The following is a 17,279-nucleotide window of genomic DNA, read 5'->3' as shown; positions in this document are numbered from 1 at the left end:
GCACGGCATGTCAGGCCGGTGGTGCGAGCGCTCCGACGACGAGGCCGGCGAGCAGGGCGCCCGCGGTGCCGTCCGGGTCGAGGTCCGGGTCGTAGATCGTGACGTTGAGCCCGACGCAGCGCGGGGAGGAGACCAACGTCCGCAGCAGCGGCGCGAGTTCGTCGGGCATCAGGCCGCCGTCGTCGGGGCTGTCCACGGCGGGCATGACGCTCGGGTCGAGGACGTCGGCGTCCAGGTGGACCCAGTAGCCGTCGAGGTCGGGGGTCTCCAGGCTCTCCACGGTGGCGCGTGCCAGCTCGGCGGCGCCCCACTCACGGATCCGGCCGACGGTCGCGTGGGGGATCTTCAGCGCGGCCAGCTCGGCCTGGTCCTCGTCCTCGTCCCGCAGGCCGAAGAGGCGGACGTCCTCGTCCCTGAGGTAGGGGCGGAGCCCTTCGAGGTCGCTGAGGTCCGCCTGACCGCGCCCGGTGGCGATGGCCAGCTCCTCCCCGCCGGCGGCCCCGACATGGTCGGCGTTGCCCACGTGCCGGAAGTCGGCGGACCCGTCGACGGCGGCGAGCCCGTACCGGCCGAGGCGCCGCAGGGCGAGCGCGGCGCCGAGCTGTATGGAGCAGTCGCCGCCGAGGACCAGGGCGAACTCCCCCGCCCGTACGTGTCCTTCGATGCGGTCGGCGAGGGTGCGGGTGTAGCGGGCGATGGCGGCGGCGTTGAAGACCCCGTCACCCTTCTGCCAGTCCCCGCGGTCGTAGCGGGGCGGCACCACCACTCCGCCTTCCAGCGCACCGATCCGCTGGACGATCCGTTGCTCGCGCAGCGCGCCCGCCAGCTTGTAGCAGCCCGGGACGGTGCCGGGGGCGGGCGGCCGGAGGCCCAGGTTGGAGGGGGCGTCGAGAACCACGATGGTACGCATGCGGTCCATCCTGGCCGCCGCTTCCCACGCCCTCAAGGGGTTTCAGCGGCTCCCGGAGGGGCGTTACGGGGCTTCGGCGGCCGGTGCCGTGATCGCCCAGCGTTCGTGGTCGCGCCAGGCGCCGTCGATGTGGAGGAAGTCCGGTGAGAACCCCTCCAGCCGGAATCCGGCCCGCCGGACCAGGGCGATGGAGGCCGGGTTGCCGGGCTGGATGTTGGCCTCCAGGCGGTGCAGGCCGAGCGGCCCGAAGGCCAGGTCCATGACGAGGCCGAGCGCCTCGCCCATCAGGCCGCGTCCGGCCGCGTGGGCGAAGGCGCCGTAGCCGAGGGCGCCGCAGCGGAAGCCGCCGAGGACGATGTTGTTGATGTTGATGAAACCGGCGATGGCCCCACCCTGACCGTCCTCGCCGCCCTCGCCGCGCTCGCAGACCAGGAAGCCCTCGCGGGCCGGGTCCCGGGCGAGGGTCTCGGCGTACGCGGCGTAGGTGTCGGTCCGCTCCGGCGGGAAGAGCCAGGGGCGGTGGAGGGTGCGGCTCTCCCGCGCGCGGGCCGTGAACTCCACCGCGTCGGCCTCGGTGAAGCGCCGCAGGCCGGTGCGCGGGCCTGCGGCGAGATACGGCGACGGGGATGTCCTGGGAGCGTTCGGATCGGGCATCGTCCCAGCTTACGGCGGGTGTGGACGACCGGCGGGCGGGGTCCCGCCGGGCGCCGGCATCACTTGCCCCTGCGGCGGAACAGGTAGCCGCCGCAGACCAGCCCGATCAGGAACATCGCGAGCAGGGCGAGCCAGAGCGGCATGGTCACTTCGGGGATCAGCACCCGGATGGTGACCTTCTGGGTGTTCACGCAGACGAACACGATGACCAGTACGACCAGCACCGCGACGGCGATGCGCCCCGGGGTCCACAGCCCGGTGCCGCGCCTGCCGTCGCTCGTGACGTCCTTGGGGCTCATGGGTCCGGTCCTTCCGCTCGCCACTCGCGTCCGGCCCGTCCGTCGTGCCACGCGGCCGCCCCCCGGGGTCCCCAGCATGGCTCGCTGCCGGGCCCGGGGGGCGGTGGTGTTGGACCGTTCGGGTGAAGGGAGCGGTCTCAGCCGGCCGGGACGACCGGGAGTTCCAGTACGCCGGTGTCCTCGGGGGCGCTGACCACGGTGACGGGCTTGATTCCCCGGTTGCCGAAGTACGCGGTGTCGCTGGCGGCGATCACGAACTCCAGACGGTGTCCCTTCTCGTACCGGTGGACGATGCCGGGCAGCTCCACCGTGAAGGGGCGGGTGACGTCGGGGACCCGGACCGGTGAGACGAGGCGGTTCACCAGCTTCCTGGTGCCGTCGGGGGCGACGTCGTACACCTTGGCGAAGAGGACGAGCTTGTCGGAGGCGTCCCCGCTGTTCTGGACCCGCTCCGCCATCGGCGAGAGGACCTTCAGCGTGGCCTTCGGGACGCCGACCACATCGACGGGTGCGGTGAGCGGGGCGCTGCGCCAGCCGAGATAGGTGCCCTTGGTGTCGTACGGTTTCGGGTCGGGCAGTCCGATCAGCGGGGCGATGGAGCTCTCCGAATGGCTGCTCGGCACCAACCAGTTGCTGTACTGGCGGCTGCCACGGACCACCTTGGAGCGGTTGTCGACGAGCTTGCCGTCACCCGAGAGGTACATCTTCTGCGACAGGGCGGGCAGTTCGGCCGCCGTGCCGTAACCGCTCTGCCAGGAGCGGTAGTAGGCGAACTCCGGCCCGGTGTCGGTCTCCGTCCTCTCTCGGAGGTACCGGTCGAACCAGGCGAGCACCCGCTGCCCCACGTAGCTGGTCTCCAGATTGCCTTCGCTCAGGTCGAGTTCGCCCGGGGCCTGGCCGCCGCTGTGGCCCCAGGACTGCCAGATCATCTTGGCCGTGGTGCCCTGCGCCTTGAGGGTGTTGTAGGTGGCGGTGGCCTCGTTGAGGTTGAAGAGGCTGTCGGCCTGGCCCTGGACGATCAGGGTGGGGGCCTTGACGCGGTCGAGGTAGGAGACGGGCGAGACGCTGCGCGCGTAGGCGAGCATCGCGTCCGCCTTGTCGGACGGGTAGCGGCCGGTGTTGAGGAGGCTGATGGTCTCGCAGGCCTGGGTGGCGAAGTGCAGGCAGTCCAGCCGGTTGAAACGGGAGGGGTCCAGGCTCGGGTTGAGGAGCGGCTGTCCCTCGCCGATCAGATAGAACCCGTTGGTCCACTGCCACTTGAAGACGCCAGGGGTGTCGGAGGTGACGCCGGTGCGCGCCCCGGTGTTGTTGGGGGCGAGCGCGTAGGCGAGGTCGTTCCAGGTGATGAGGGGGACGAGGGCGTCGACGCGGGGGTCGGTGGAGGCGGTGGCGAGCTGGATGGCGCCGCCGTAGGAGCCGCCGATCATGCCGACGCGCGGGTCGCCCCGGCCGTCCTGGACGACGTAGTCCGCTCGGGTGCCGTCGTCGGCCGCGCGGGTGCCGCCGAGGAAGTCGAGGAGCCCGCTCGCCGCCTTTCCGTCGATGGCGGGATCGTCCAGGGTGATCAGGCATCCGGACTTGCCGAAACCGAGGCCGGAGTAGACGAGGCCGACATAGCCCCGGGCGGCGACGGCCTTGCCGATGGCGTCGGTGGACCCGTCGGACTTGCTGCCGCCGAAGCCGTTGGTGGCGAGAACGGCGGGGGCGGGGCTCTCCGCGTCGACGCCCGCGGGGCGGTAGAGGTCGGCGTCGACCACACACGAGCGGCCGCCCGCCTGGACGGTGAACTTGAGCGGGGTGACGGTGTACGGGGCGGCGTCGGCGTGGGCCGGGCCGGAGAGGACGAGGGGGCGGCAAGGGCAGCCGCCGCGACCGCGACGAGCGGGTTGCGCAAGCTGGAAACAGCACCTGACACGAAGACCTCCACACCGAGGACACCTTACCGACCGGTAAGTATTGGGCCGCGCTCATGCTGTGACACGTGTCATAGCCGTGTCAACGCTCAGGACAGCGGTTGTTGACGGACCTTCACATAAGGATGCCCGGGGAGAGACCTGACGTGCCCCCCCGGGGGGGTGTCCGGCGGATCCTGACCGGATACGCCGCGAGGGACACCCCCTAGAGGAGCGCGGGGACCTCGGCGGTCAGCGTGCAACGGCCGCCGTCCGCAGGGGCGTCGAGCACCGCGGGCACCCCCAGCGGGACCGTCAGCGCGGTCGGACCATGACCGAACCCCAGCTCCTCGATCACGGGTATCGCGAGCGGCCCGAACCGGTCGGCCAGCACGGCGCGGATCCTCTCGTACGGCCCGCACTCCTGCCAGGAGCCGCAGACGACCCCGGAGATCCCCTCCAGGGCGCCGGCGCGCAGCAGCCGGGTGAGGATGCCGTCGAGGCGGTAGGGCTCCTCCCCGGTGTCCTCGATGACGAGCAGTCCGCCCCGGGCGCCGGTCCGGGCGTGCGGGGTGCCGGTGGCGGCGGCGAGCAGGCTGACGCAGCCCCCGTACAGAATCCCGCGGGCCCGCCCCGGGACGAGGGGGGCGGCCGTGTCCAGGCCGAGGGTCAGGACCGTCTCCGGCTCGAAGAGCGTGGCGCGCAGGTGCTCCCGGGTGGCCGCGTCCTTCAGGAACGCCTCGGTGGCCACCATCGGCCCGTGCAGGGTGGCGCATCCGGCCCGTAGCGCGAACGCCTCGTGCAGGGCGGTGATGTCGCTGTAGCCGACGAACACCTTGGGCCCGGCGTCCCGGAGCGCCGCCCAGTCGAGCAGGTCCACCATCCGGTGCGCGCCGTACCCGCCCCGGGCGCAGAACACCGCGTCCACGGACGGATCGCACCAGGCGGCCTGAAGGTCGGCCGCGCGGTCCGCGTCAGCCCCCGCCAGGAAGTCCAACTCCGGGTGTACGTCCAGGACATGAGGCGACACGACCGGCTCAAGCCCCCAGTCGCGCAGCACCCCGAGCCCCTCCTCCAGCCGGTCGGCGGGGACGGGGCCGCTGGGCGCGACCACGGCGACCCGCGCGCCGGGGCGCAGCCGGGACGGACGGGCCAAGGGGGCCAACGGCGAGGGAACCGACATCACTTCCTCAGCTCCAGCGGGGGCACATCACTCCGGCCGATACCGAACGTTTGCACGTAGAGGGAGAGTTCGGCCTCCAGCGCCCGGATCAGGGTCTCCGCCCGCCGGAACCCGTGCCCCTCCCCCTCGAAGGCGATGTACGCGTGCGGCACGCCGCGCCCCGCGACGGCGGCCAGGAACCGGTCGCACTGGGAGGGCGGGCAGACCAGGTCGTCCAGTCCCTGGAGCAGCAGGAACGGGGCGGTGAGCCGGTCGGTGCCGTTGATCGGCGCACGTTCGCGGTAGCGCTCGGGCACCTCGGCGGCCGGTCCGATCAGGGACTCCAGGTACCGCGACTCGAAGTCGTGCGTGCCGTCCGTCGCCCAGCCCTCCAGGTCCAGGACCGGGAAGAGGATCGTGCCGCAGGCGTAGCGGTCGGTGCCGATGAGCGAGGCCGCGGCGGTCCAGCCGCCCGCGCTGCCGCCCCGGACCGCGAGCCGGCCGGGGTCGGCCGCGCCCTCCGCGACCAGGGCGTCGGCGACGGCCGCGCAGTCCGCCACGTCGACAACTCCCCACTCACCTCGGAGCCGTTCGCGGTAGCGGCGGCCATAACCGGTGGAGCCACCGTAGTTCACGACGGCGACCCCGATGCCGCGCGAGGTGAAGTAGGCGAGCTCCAGGTCGAGGACGAGCGGTGCGTGGCCGGTGGGGCCCCCGTGCACGGCGACGAGGTACGGGGGCAGTTCCCCCTCGGGCGCGGTGCGTTCGGGGCTGTGCGGCGGATAGATGTGGGCGTGGATCTCGCGGCCGTCGGGGCCCGTGAACGTCCGGTCCCGCGGTGTGGGCAGGTAGGCCGGGTCGACCGCGTCCTGGTGGGCCGATCCGATGACGCGGGTACGCCCGGTCGCCGTGTCCAGCTCCACCACCTCGTAGCCGGTGCGCGGGCTCGCCGCGACGCCGACGACCCGGCTGCCGTGCACGGCGAGGGTGTCGGCCCAGGTGGTCCAGTGGCCGGGGGCATCGGCGAGTTCGCCGGTCTCCGGGTCGAGGACGCCGAGGCGCTGGGAGCCCCGGCCGTGCAGGACGGCGATCAGCCCGTTCTCCAGCGGGTGGAACCAGCGCAGCCCGATCTTCCACAGCGGCCCGCCGAACTCCTCGCCCCGGGGCGGCAGAAGACGGCTGCTGGGCACCGCACCACCGGCCACGGCATCGGGCCGGATGCGCTGGAGCTCCCACCAGTCGGCGAGGTCGGAGACGAACAGCAGGCTGCCGTCGCGGTCCCACTCGATCTGGCAGACCGACTCGTCGACATCGCCCACCAGGGGCCGGACGCCGGTGAATTCACCCGCGTCCGTGATCTCCGCCAGCATCACCACCGTGCCGTCCCACGGCATCCGGGGGTGGTCCCAGGCGATCCAGGCGGCCCGCCGCCCGTCGTGCGAGACCCGAGGGCCGGTGACGAACCGGTGGCCCCCGTCGGAGAGTTCCCGTACGGCGGAGCGGTCCCCGGCGGCCGAGCCGTCCAGCGGTACGGCGGCGAGCACCCGGCGTACGTCGGTCGGCCCGGGACCGGTGAACTCCTCCAGCACGCACCACACCTCGCCCTGCGCGCCCCGGTCCAGGCGCACCTGCGGGTCCACCCAGCGCAGTCCGCCGCCGACGTCCGAGAGCGGGGTCAGGGGGCGGGGCTCGTCCGGCCCGTCGGGGGCGTACACGTACAGCCGCTGGTCGGCGAAGTGGACGAAGACGACGAGCGGCCCGCCCTCCTCGCGCACCGCGCCCGCCCAGGGCTGTCCGCCGTACTCGATCACCCGGCTGCGCGGGTTCCACGGGGCGGGCAGCACGGACGCCGTGGTGCCGTCCGGGCGGCGGCGCACCAGGGCCCGGCGGCCGCCTTCGGCCGGGCGCGGCTCGGTCCACCACACCTCGTCGCCGACGGTGCCGAGGTGGTCCGGGCGGCCGTCGTGGGAGGCGGCGAGGGCCGCGTCGATCGGCGACGGCCAGGAGCCGTACGGGGCTTCGGGCACGGTGTTCACGGTGGAGGTCCCCCCAGGGTCCGGTCGAACGACATCGGTCGAACAGTGCTGGTCAGGCGGTGCTGGTCAGGCCATACGGATCAGGCGGTGCGCAGATAGTGGTCGAGGACGCGGACGCCGAAGTGGAGGGCGTCGACGGGGACGCGCTCGTCGACGCCGTGGAAGAGCGCCTGGTAGTCGAGGCCCGGGGGCATCTTGAGCGGCGAGAAGCCGTAGCCGGTGATGCCGAGCTTGGCGAACTGCTTGGCGTCGGTGCCGCCCGACATGCAGTACGGGACGGTGTGCGCGCCGGGGTCGAACCGCTCCACGGCGGCGCGGAGTCTGGCGTACGTGGGTGAGTCGACCGGGGCCTGGAGGGCCTGCTCGCGGTGGTAGAACTCCCAGGAGACGAGGGGGCCGGTGAGCCGGTCCAGGGTCTCGTGGAACTCCTCGTCGCCGCCGGGGACCGTGCGGCCGTCGATGAGGGCGGTGGCATGGCCGGGGATGACGTTGACCTTGTAACCGGCGTCCAGCATCGTCGGATTGCTGCTGTTGCGGATGGTGTTCTGGACGAGCGTGGCCGCCGGGCCCAGCTTGGCGAGGAGTTCGGCGACGTCGAAGCCCGGGTCGTCCAGCTCCACGGAGATGCCGTGCAGGGCGGCGATCTCGGTGATCGAGGCGCGGACGGTGGGGGTGAGGCGGACGGGCCACTCGTACGCGCCGATCCGGGCGGCCGCGGCCGCCACGGCGGTCACCGCGTTCTCCCGGTTGACCTTGGAACCGTGCCCGGCCCGGCCCTCGGCGGTCAGCTTCAGCCAGGCGGTGCCGCGCTCGCCCGCACCGATCGGGTAGAGTGAGAGGCCGTGTCCGGCGTGGAAGGTGAACGCACCGGACTCGCTGATGCCTTCCGTGCACCCCTCGAAGAGTCCGGGGTGCTGCTCGGCGAGGAAGCCGGAGCCGTCGGCGGCACTGTCCTCCTCGTCGGCGGTGTACGCGATGACGATGTCGCGGCGGGGGCGGAACCCCTCGCGCGCCCAGCCCCGGACGGTGGCGAGGACCATCGCGTCCATGTTCTTCATGTCGACGGCCCCGCGCCCCCACACCACCCCGTCGCGGACCTCGCCGGAGAAGGGGTGCACGGTCCAGTCGGCGGGCTCGGCGGGCACCACGTCGAGGTGGCCGTGGACGAGCAGCGCGTCGGCGGACGGGTCGGTGCCGGGGATCCGGGCGACGACGTTGGTCCGGCCGGGGGTGCGCTCCAGCAGCACCGGTTCCAGACCGGCACCGGCCAGGCGCTCGGCGACGTACTCGGCGGCCGGGCGCTCCCGGCAGTCGCCGCCGCCCCGGTTGGTCGTGTCGATCCGGATCAGGTCGGACGTGAACGTGACCACTTCGTCGAGGGCCTGCTCGTCCACGGGGCCGAGGGGGCCGGGGGCGTCAGCCATATTGTTCCTCCACGGCGGACGACACGATGGTCGTCACCGCCTTGAACGTGCGGATACCTTCGTACATCGTCCCGCTGGTGTAGGCGATGCGCCTCTCACCGCTGGGCGCGACGCCGGGCACCACGGTCGCCGCGGCAGCCAGATGCTCGGCGTCGAACTCCAGCTCCACGGTCCAGGTCCCGCCGGTGACGGGGGTCCGGCGGACGGCGAGCGCGGCGGCGTCCCGCGCGGCCGTCCGGATGTCCGCCGCCGTACGGGCGGGGGTGCGGCACACGGCCGCGTACCGCGATACGTGGTCCTTCACGGCGACCTTGCGGGCCCCGGGGGCATATCCCTCGGCGTCCACGCAGGTCAGGTCGTCGCCGGTGACGAGGACGACGGGCACGCCGTACTCGGCGGCGACGTGGGCGTTGAGGAGGCCCTCACTGGCGCGGGCGCCGTTGAGCCAGACGCCGGTGATGGAGTTGGCGAGGTAGGTGTGGGCGAGGACCCCCTCCGTACCGGCACCGGTGTGGTAGCCGACGAAGGCGATGCCGTCGACGTCACCGTGCTGGATGCCCTCCACCATCGAGAGCGACTTGTGCCGGCCGGTGAGCATCTGGACCCGGTCGTCCAGCCGCTCCAGCAGGAGGTTGCGCATCGACCAGTGGGCCTCGTTGACGAGGACCTCGTCGGCGCCGCCGTCGTAGAACCCGAGGGCGGCCGCGTTCACGTCGGAGGTGAACATCGGCCGGCAGCGCTCCCACTGCGGGGTGCCCGGCAGCACATCGGCCGGCCAGGTCACTCCGGTGGCGCCCTCCATGTCGGCGCTGATGAGGATCTTCATGCCGCCACACCGTACGCCCCGGCGGCGGGCTGAGCCAGGGAGGGTGCCCTTGTCGCCGGTCCGGCCCGCCGAAGGTCCCTCCGGTGGGCTCCTGAGGGGGCTCCACGGGTCACGCCGCGCGAACACTATGAACGCAACGCGCACGGGGGTTCTCCCGCCGCCCGGCCGCTTCCTAGCATCCCCGGCATCGCGGCACACGTCAGCGCCGCGCAGAGAGCCAGGAGCCCCGCCCGTGCACACCACCACCCCCCACGTCCCCGTCCGCTCCGCCCCGATGTACCGCCGAGGCCGGCGCCGGACCGCCGTGCTGGCGGCCCTCCTCGCCACGGCGTTCATCGGCATGGCCGGTCACGCCCAGTCGGCGGGGGCGGAGACGGCCGCTCCCGCCCCCGCCGACTGCCCGTCCGTCCTGGCCGGTCAGGCACGTTGCTACACCGGGCAGGACGCCAACGGGGCGCACTACGCCATCGCCGTCCCCACCCGCTGGAACGGCTCCCTGGTCGTGCACGCCCACGGCGGCCCCGACCTGGGCGAGGCCTCCGACCCGTCCCGCTCCACCGAAGACCTGGCACGCTGGGCCGTCATGGTGAAGGAGGGGTACGCCTGGGCCGGCTCCTCCTACCGGCGCGGCGGCTACGGCACGCGGATGGCGGCCGCCGACACCGAGAGTGTGCGACGGGTGTTCGTGGACCGGTTCGGGAAGCCGGGGCGGACCTTCGTGCACGGCCAGTCCTGGGGCGGCGACGTGGCGGCGAAGGTGGCGGAGACGTACGGGCGGAAGCCGGGGGCGTACGACGGTGTGCTGCTGACCAACGGCGTGCTGGCGGGCGGCTCGCGCGGCTACGACCACCGGGTCGACCTCCGTGTCGTCCACCAGTACTACTGCGGCAACCACCCGCGCCCCACCGAGCCGCAGTACCCCCTGTGGCAGGGGCTCCGCCCGGACTCCACGATGACGGCCTCCGGGCTGCGTGCCCGGCTGCGGGAGTGCACCGGGTTCGACGCGGACCCGGCGGAGCGGACCGCGCTCCAGCAGCGCAACCTGGACGACATCCTCGGCGTGACCGGCATCCCGGAGCGCTCCCTGGAGTCGCATCTGCGGTTCGCGACGTTCACGTTCCGGGACATCGTCTCGACCCGGCTCGGCGGCCGTAACCCCTTCTCCAACCAGGGTGTGAGGTACGCCGGTTCGCACGACGACCGGGCGCTGAACGCGGGCGTGGAGCGGTTCGCGGCCGACCCCGCCGCGCGCCGGGATCTCTCCTGGGACAGCGACCTCACCGGCCGGGTCTCCCTGCCGGTCCTCACCCTGCACGCGATCGACGACCCGACGGCCTTCGTGGAGCACGAGGCGGCCTACCGCTCCACGCTCCAGGGCGCGGGCCGGGCCCACCACCTCGTCCAGAGCTTCACCCGCGAGAGCGAGCACAGCGGGCTGAGCGACGCCGAGTACGCGAACTCCGTCGCCGCCCTGGACCGCTGGGCGCGCACCGGGAGCAGGCCCACCCCGCGCTCGCTGGCCGCCTCGTGCGCCGCCTTCGACCGGACGTACGGCACGGGCTGCTTCTACGACCCGGCGTTCCACCCGGCCCCGTACGCCTCCCGGGTCCTGCCCCGGCCGGGCGGGCACCACTGGCCCGCCATGTCCGCCGGGCAGGAGCGGGCGTGGAGCCGGATCGAAGGGGTGGGCATCGCCCCCTGAGCCCCCTCAGCGGAGCAGTTCCTCGATCCGCTCCAGCTCGTCCGCCGTGAACTCCAGGTTCGCGACGGCCGCCACGCTGTTCTCCAGCTGGGTGACGCTGCTCGCCCCGACCACGGCCGAGGTGAGGCGGCCGCCGCGCAGCACCCACGCCAGGGCCAGCTGGGCGAGGGACTGGCCGCGCTCCTCGGCCACCGCGTCCAGGGCGCGCAGCCGCTCCACCAGCTGGGGCGTGCGGGCGTCGGACGTCAGGAAGGGGCTGTCGCCCGCCGCCCGGGAACCGGCCGGGACGCCGTCCAGATAGCGGTCGGTGAGGAGGCCCTGCTCCAGCGGGGAGTAGGCGATGGAGCCGACGCCCAGCTCGTCCAGTGCGGTGAGCAGCCCGTCCTCGGGCGGCGGTCCAGCATCGAGTAGCGGGGCTGGTGGATGAGCAGGGGCGTGCCGAGGTCCTGGAGGATCGCGGCGGCCTCACGGGTCTGCTCGGCGGAGTAGTTGGAGAGGCCGGCGTAGAGGGCCTTGCCCTGGCGTACGGCGCTGTCGAGGGCGCCCATCGTCTCTTCGAGCGGGGTGTCGGGGTCGGGGCGGTGGGAGTAGAAGATGTCGACGTACTCGACGCCCAGGCGCTTCAGGCTCTGGGAGGCGCGCAGGTACTTCCGCGAGCCCCACTCCCCGTACGGGCCGTCCCACATGTCGTAGCCGGCCTTGGTGGAGATGACCAGCTCGTCCCGGAGGTGGGCGAAGTCGGTGGCGAGGGCGCGGCCCAGGGTGAGTTCGGCGGAGCCGGGCGGCGGGCCGTAGTTGTTGGCCAGGTCGAAGTGGGTGATGCCCAGGTCGAACGCGCGGCGCAGGATGGCGCCCTGCGTCTCGGGGGTGCGGTCGCCGCCGAAGTTGTGCCAGAGGCCGAGGGAGAGCGCGGGCAGCAGGAGGCCGCTGCGGCCGGTGCGGCGGTAGGGCATGGCGGAGTAGCGGTCGGCGGACGGCAGGTACATACGAAAGGCTCCGCGGGGAGAGGGACGGAGGGACGGCGCCCAGGCTTCCGTAGATGGATCCAGCAGTCCAACAGGAGATTCCGCTCGGATTCATCACCTACAGTCCTCAATCATGGAACTGCGTCAGCTGGAGCACTTCGTCGCCGTCGCCGAGGAGCAGCACTTCACCCGCGCCGCCGAGCGCCTCGCCGTCTCCCAGTCCGGCCTCTCCGCCTCCGTACGGGCCCTGGAGCAGGAGCTGCGGACCCCGCTGTTCTCCCGCACCACGCGGACGGTCCGGCTCACCGAGGCGGGGCGGGCGCTGCTGGTGGAGGCGGAGCGCACGCTGGCGGGGGCGCGGGCGGCGCGGGACGCGGTCGATGCCGTGCGGGGGCTGCTGCGCGGGACGTTGACGGTGGGCGTCGAACAGTGCGTGGCGGGGGTGAGCCCGGCCCGGCTGCTGGCCGCGTTCCACCGGGAGCACCCGCAGCTGGAGCTGCGGCTGCGCCAGGAGGGGACGAGCAGTCTGCTGGACGGGGTGGCGGGCGGGCGGCTGGACCTGGCGTTCGCCGCCACCGTCAGCCCGGCGGAGTGGCGCGGGGAGCTGATGCCACTGGCGCGGGAGCCGATGGTGGTGCTGTGTGCGGCGGGGCACCGGTTCGCCGGGCGGGGCGAGGTGGCGTGGGAGGAGCTGCCGGGTGAGTCGTTCATCGACTTCCACCCGGACTGGGGGCCTCGGCGGGCGGCGGACGAGGCGTTCGCGGCGGCGGGGGTCCGGCGGACGGTGGGCCTGGAGGTCAACGACGTGCACAGCCTGCTGGAGCTGGTGCAGGAGGGGCTGGGGATCGCGGTGGTGCCGCACCACTTCTCCCGCAAGCCGGAGGCGGCCCGGCTGCTCGCGGTGGAGGTGGCGCCCGCGGGCGGGCGGCAGGCCGTGTACGAGAGCGTGGTGGTGCTTCCGGCGGTGCGGAGCCTGAGCCCGGGGGCGCGGGCGCTGATGCGGCTGGTGCGGGAGGACGCGGTGCGGGAGGCGGGGGTGGGCTGAGGCCTCGGAGGCCCGCACCGGGCTCGAAGGGTCGGCCCACCCCGTACGCCTCAGTCCTCGTGGCCCAGCTGGAGGTCCCGTTCCGTGCGGCCGCCGCCCGCCACCTGGAGCACCGTGGCGACCGGCGGGTATCCGGCGGCGATCACCGTGTACTCGCCGGAGGACAGGTCCACGAACCGGAACGAGCCGTCGGCGCCCGTGGTGAGCGTGTCCACCACGTTGCCCGCCGCGTCCAGCAGCGTGACCCGGGCGTCCTCCACCGGCCGGCCGCCGGTGGCCCGGACCACGCCGCGCAGCACGGCACCGCCCGCCAGCTCGATGTCCTGCCGGGTCTCGCGGGCCGCCTGGACGCTGACCGGGAGGGCGGCGGGGCGGTAGGCGGGAGCGCTGGCGGCGAGGGTGTACTCGCCCGCGACCAGCTCGGTGATGACGTAGCCGCCCTCGCGCCCGGTGCGGGTGGAGGCGACGACCTCGCCGCGTACGTCGGTGAGGGTGACGGCCGCGTCCCGGACCGGCACACCGTCGGCCGTCAGGACGGACCCCGCGAGCCGTCCGGCGCCGCCGAGGACCACGTCCAGCTCCACGGGACGGTCGCCCACGGTGACGCTGACGGCCTGCGGCTGATGGCCCCCGGCCGCGGCGATGAGGACGTACGATCCGGCGCCCGGCACGCTCAGCGCGTACCGGCCGTCCGCGCCGCTGGCCCCGCGCCCGATCTGCTGCCCCTGGACGTCGATGAGCGTGAGGGCGGCCCGGTCCACCTTCGTACCGTCCGGGTGCTGGACGCTGCCGCTGACGGGCACGCCCGGGAGATGGCCACCGGTGCTCCGGCCGGAGTCGGTGCGGGCGGCGGGGATCGGCGAGGGCTCGGTGGCCGCTTCGGGGCTGTGGTGGGACACCAGCGGTTTCTCCTTGAGGAAGAAGGCGAGGATCAGGCCGAGGACGAGCACCGGCACGAGGTAGAGGAAGATGCGGGGCATCGCGTCGACGTATGCCTGGATGTAGGCGTCGCGCAGCGCGGGCTCCATCGCGTGGACGATCTGCGGGGTGATCGACTCGGGCGCGGGCAGCTCCACGCCGGTGGGCAGGCGGAGGCCGAGGGCGTCGGAGAGCCGCCCGGCGAACAGCGTGCCGAAGATGGCGGCGCCGACGCTGCCGCCGATCTGCCGGAAGTAGTTGTTGGCGCTGGTGGCGGTGCCGAGGTCGGCGGGGCGTACGGAGTTCTGCACGGCGAGGACCAGGACCGACATGACCAGCCCGATGCCGGTACCGAGGACGGCCTGCCAGAGGCTGTACTCCAGCCGGGAGGTGCCCCGTTCCAGCCCCGAGAGCAGCCACATGCCGACGACGGAGACGGCGCTGCCGACGATGGGGTAGACGCGGTAGCGGCCGGTACGGGTGATGAGCTGGCCGGAGACGATGGAGCCGCCGACGATGCCGAGCATCATCGGGAGCATCAGCAGTCCGGACTCGGTGGCGCTGGCCCCGTCCACCATCTGGAGGTAGGTCGGCAGATAGCTGGCGGCGCCGAAGAGCGCGACGCCGACGACCGCGCCGATCAGGCCGGTGATGTTGAAGACGGAGTCGCGGAACAGCCGCAGCGGGATGATCGGTTCGGCCGCGCGGTGCTCCACCGCGACGAAGAGGAGCGTCGTGACGACGGCCCCCGCCGACAGGCCCAGGATGGTGCGCGAGCCCCAGGCGTACTCCGTTCCGCCCCAACTGGTCACCAGGACCAGGCAGGTGGAGGCGGCAGCCAGCAGCACCGCTCCCAGGACGTCGAGTCGGGGACGTACGGCGGGCCTGGGGAGCTTCAGCACGACGGCGATCACGGCGAAGGTGACCAGTCCGAACGGCACGTTGATGTAGAAGCACCAGCGCCAGGAGGCGTGGTCGGTGAAGAAGCCGCCGAGCAGCGGTCCGGCGACCGAGGCGAGGCCGAAGACCGCGCCGATCAGGCCCATGTAGCGGCCGCGCTCCCGGGGCGGGACGATGTCCGCGATGATCGCCTGGACGCCGATCATGAGACCGCCGCCGCCGATGCCCTGGAGGGCGCGGAAGGCGATCAGCTCGTCCATGGTCCGCGACCAGCCGGCCAGGGCGGAACCGATGACGAAGACGACGATCGCGAACTGGAAGACGCCCTTGCGGCCGAAGAGGTCGCCGAGCTTGCCGTAGAGCGGCAGGACGATGGTGGAGGCGAGGAGGTAGGCGGTGACCGCCCAGGACATCTTCTCCAGGCCGTGCAGCTCACCGACGATCCTCGGCAGGGCGGTCGCGACGATCATCTGGTCGAGAGCCGCGAGCAGCAGGGTGAGCATCAGCCCGAGGAAGACCATGCGGACCTGACGGGGGCCGGTCTCCTCGGCCGCCGGGAGCGGGCCGGGACCGGCAGGTGGCGGTGGCGGCTCCTCCAGGGGAGCGGCAGCGCCGTCGGGCCCGTCCTTCACCAGCGTGATACCGCCCACCACGTAACGCTCCCCTTCGTCGCATCTGCGCCGCCCTTTCTCGCATCGCGGGGCAAGGCAGGGCAAACGGGATGAGGGGCGCGCAGGGCGCGTACGAAGGGCTTATGCGCCGGTGGGAGCCACTACGGCGCACAACCGGCCACCCCGGAAAACCACCCGTTCCGGTGAGGCCGGCCGACCTGCGGGAGCCGGGCCGTTCGAGGGCCCGGCGTACATGCGGGACCTACTTCTCGACCTCGGTGGCGAGGTTCTGGAGCAGCTCGTCGTAGATCCGGCCGAGGCCCTTGGGGGCGAAGGTCCGCTCGAAGAAGCCGCCGATGCCGCCGGCGCCGTCCCAGACGGTGGTGACGACGGCCTTGGACTTCCCCTCACCGGCCGGGGTGACGGTCCAGGTGGTGACCATGGAGGAGTTGCGGTCCTTCTCGACGAGTTGGCCGTCGGTCGGCTCGGTGACCTCCAGCAGGCAGTCGCGGACCCGCTTGCTGGTCGCCTGGAGCTTCCAGTGGACGAGAGTGCCCTCGCCGTCACCGCCCTCCCGGACCTCGTACTCGCTGAAGTGCGGGGTCAGCACCTTGCCGCGGACGTCCTTGTAGTCGGCCAGGGCGTCGAACACCGCCTCTGCGTCCGCCGCGATGATCCGCTCCGTGGTGGCCTCGACCTGCGCCATGGGTGTTCCTCCAGCAGTCCGTGATTCCGGGGGGTGAGCTGAGCCAACCACCTCGGGTGCCCCGTTCAAAATCGGGGCCGGTGGTACGGCTCGCACGATCAAGGGAACAAGTGTTCTATTCTGTGGCCAGTGCTACCGAGGAGGCGTCCATGCGCTGGGACAATCTGGTCGAAAACCGCTCCATGACCGGCAACAGCGCGCTCTTCGCCGCGGACGCGGTGACCACGCGCACCTTCGACACCCCGGAATTCCGGGGCATCACGTTCCATGAGATCCGGGCCCGTTCGATCCTGAACCGGGTGCCCGGGGCCTCACGGATGCCGTTCGAATGGACGGTGAACCCCTACCGGGGCTGCTCGCACGCCTGTGTGTACTGCTTCGCCCGTAAGACGCACAGCTATCTGGACCTGGACACCGGCATCGGGTTCGACTCCCAGATCGTCGTCAAGACCAACGCCGCCGAGCTGCTCCAGCGGGAGCTGGCCTCCCGGCACTGGCAGGGCGAGCACATCGCGATGGGCACCAACGTCGACTGCTACCAGCGGGCGGAGGGACGGTACCGGCTCATGCCGGGCATCATCACCGCCCTGCGCGACCGGGCTAACCCCTTCTCGATCCTCACGAAGGGCACGCTGATCCTGCGGGACCTGGAGCTGCTGCGGCAGGCCGCCGAGGTCACCGAGGTCGGCGTCTCGGTCTCCGTCGGCTTCACCGACCGCGAGCTGTGGCGGACGGTCGAACCCGGCACCCCCTCTCCCGGCCGCCGCCTCGACGTCGTCCACGCGCTCACCGAGAGCGGGATCGGCTGCTCGGTCCTGATGGCGCCGGTGATCCCCTTCCTCGGCGACAGTCCGGAGCAGCTGCGCGCCACCGTCTCCGCCATCGCGGCGGCCGGGGCGACCTCGGTGACCCCGCTGGTGCTGCATCTGCGCTCCGGCGCGCGCGAGTGGTACCTGCGGTGGCTCGGGCTCCACCATCCGCATCTGGTGCCGAGGTACGAGCGGATGTACGCGGACGGCGCGTACGCCCCCACCTGGTACCAGCGCCGGATCACCCGTCAGGTGCACGAGCTGGCGGACGAGTTCGGGATCGGCCCGGCGCACCGGGGCGAGGCCCGCCGGATCACCCCGGTCCGGACACCGGAGGAGCCGGAGCCGGGACCCACCCAGCTCACCCTGCTCTGAGGCCGCGCACACGCCCCTATGAGCCTCCCGCAGACCCGATCGCGT

12 protein-coding genes and 2 pseudogenes are annotated in these 17,279 nt (G+C 72.8%); 3 read left to right on the top strand and 11 right to left on the bottom strand.

Annotated features, from left to right (window positions below):
- Positions 1–10 precede the first annotated feature (10 nt).
- From D6270_RS29070 to D6270_RS29035, 8 genes and pseudogenes are all read right to left on the bottom strand, one after another.
- Positions 11–910, bottom strand: a complete 900-nt coding sequence (locus tag D6270_RS29070) for an arginase family protein (RefSeq protein ID WP_109167232.1) — start codon at positions 908–910, stop codon at positions 11–13.
- 63 nt (positions 911–973) lie between these two features.
- Positions 974–1,564 carry a GNAT family N-acetyltransferase gene (locus tag D6270_RS29065; RefSeq protein WP_109162726.1) on the bottom strand — a complete coding sequence of 197 codons (591 nt, stop codon included), beginning with the start codon at positions 1,562–1,564 and terminating at the stop codon, positions 974–976.
- Positions 1,565–1,623: 59 nt separating this feature from the next.
- Positions 1,624–1,863, bottom strand: coding sequence for a LapA family protein (locus D6270_RS29060; RefSeq protein ID WP_109162727.1), 240 nt, complete (start codon positions 1,861–1,863; stop codon positions 1,624–1,626).
- Positions 1,864–2,000: 137 nt separating this feature from the next.
- Positions 2,001–3,757, bottom strand: a pseudogene (locus D6270_RS29055) (CocE/NonD family hydrolase).
- Between the two features lie 224 nt (positions 3,758–3,981).
- Positions 3,982–4,938, bottom strand: a complete 957-nt coding sequence (locus D6270_RS29050) for a S66 peptidase family protein (protein WP_109162729.1) — start codon at positions 4,936–4,938, stop codon at positions 3,982–3,984.
- Positions 4,938–6,953: a prolyl oligopeptidase family serine peptidase gene (locus D6270_RS29045; RefSeq protein ID WP_109162730.1), complete on the bottom strand. Its 2,016-nt coding sequence runs from the start codon at positions 6,951–6,953 to the stop codon at positions 4,938–4,940. The genes D6270_RS29050 and D6270_RS29045 overlap by 1 nt, the downstream gene beginning before the upstream one ends.
- Before the next feature lie 80 nt (positions 6,954–7,033).
- Positions 7,034–8,377, bottom strand: coding sequence for a M20/M25/M40 family metallo-hydrolase (locus D6270_RS29040; RefSeq protein WP_109162731.1), 1,344 nt, complete (start codon positions 8,375–8,377; stop codon positions 7,034–7,036).
- The gene (locus tag D6270_RS29035; protein WP_109162732.1) at positions 8,370–9,203 is read right to left on the bottom strand and encodes a M55 family metallopeptidase; all 834 of its coding nucleotides are present in this window, start codon (positions 9,201–9,203) and stop codon (positions 8,370–8,372) included. Before D6270_RS29035 ends, D6270_RS29040 begins: the two co-directional genes overlap by 8 nt.
- Before the next feature lie 274 nt (positions 9,204–9,477).
- Between D6270_RS29035 and D6270_RS29030 the strand changes: the two genes are divergently transcribed.
- On the top strand, positions 9,478–10,905 hold the full coding sequence (locus D6270_RS29030; protein WP_109167233.1) for a DUF6351 family protein: 1,428 nt from the start codon (positions 9,478–9,480) through the stop codon (positions 10,903–10,905).
- Positions 10,906–10,911: 6 nt separating this feature from the next.
- On the opposite strand, the pseudogene D6270_RS29025 reads toward D6270_RS29030, so the two are convergent.
- Positions 10,912–11,891: pseudogene (locus tag D6270_RS29025) on the bottom strand (aldo/keto reductase).
- 112 nt (positions 11,892–12,003) lie between these two features.
- Between D6270_RS29025 and D6270_RS29020 the strand changes: the two are divergent.
- Complete coding sequence (locus D6270_RS29020; RefSeq protein WP_109162734.1) at positions 12,004–12,915, top strand: LysR family transcriptional regulator; 912 nt, start codon at positions 12,004–12,006, stop codon at positions 12,913–12,915.
- Positions 12,916–12,965: 50 nt separating this feature from the next.
- Here D6270_RS29020 and D6270_RS29015 read toward each other — a convergent pair whose 3' ends face one another.
- Positions 12,966–15,386 carry an MFS transporter gene (locus tag D6270_RS29015; RefSeq protein ID WP_109162735.1) on the bottom strand — a complete coding sequence of 807 codons (2,421 nt, stop codon included), beginning with the start codon at positions 15,384–15,386 and terminating at the stop codon, positions 12,966–12,968.
- 220 nt (positions 15,387–15,606) lie between these two features.
- Positions 15,607–16,050, bottom strand: coding sequence for an SRPBCC family protein (locus D6270_RS29010; protein ID WP_109162736.1), 444 nt, complete (start codon positions 16,048–16,050; stop codon positions 15,607–15,609).
- Positions 16,051–16,199: 149 nt separating this feature from the next.
- Between D6270_RS29010 and D6270_RS29005 the strand changes: the two genes are divergently transcribed.
- Positions 16,200–17,234 (top strand): Rv2578c family radical SAM protein, encoded by a 1,035-nt coding sequence (locus D6270_RS29005; protein WP_109162737.1) that lies wholly within the window; start codon positions 16,200–16,202, stop codon positions 17,232–17,234.
- Positions 17,235–17,279: the final 45 nt, after the last annotated feature.

It is taken from the genome of Streptomyces griseus subsp. griseus, from assembly GCF_003610995.1.
Taxonomy (GTDB): Bacteria; Actinomycetota; Actinomycetes; order Streptomycetales; family Streptomycetaceae; genus Streptomyces.
Note: the sequence above shows the minus strand (reverse complement) of the source record. Positions and strands in the feature narration are given on the sequence as shown.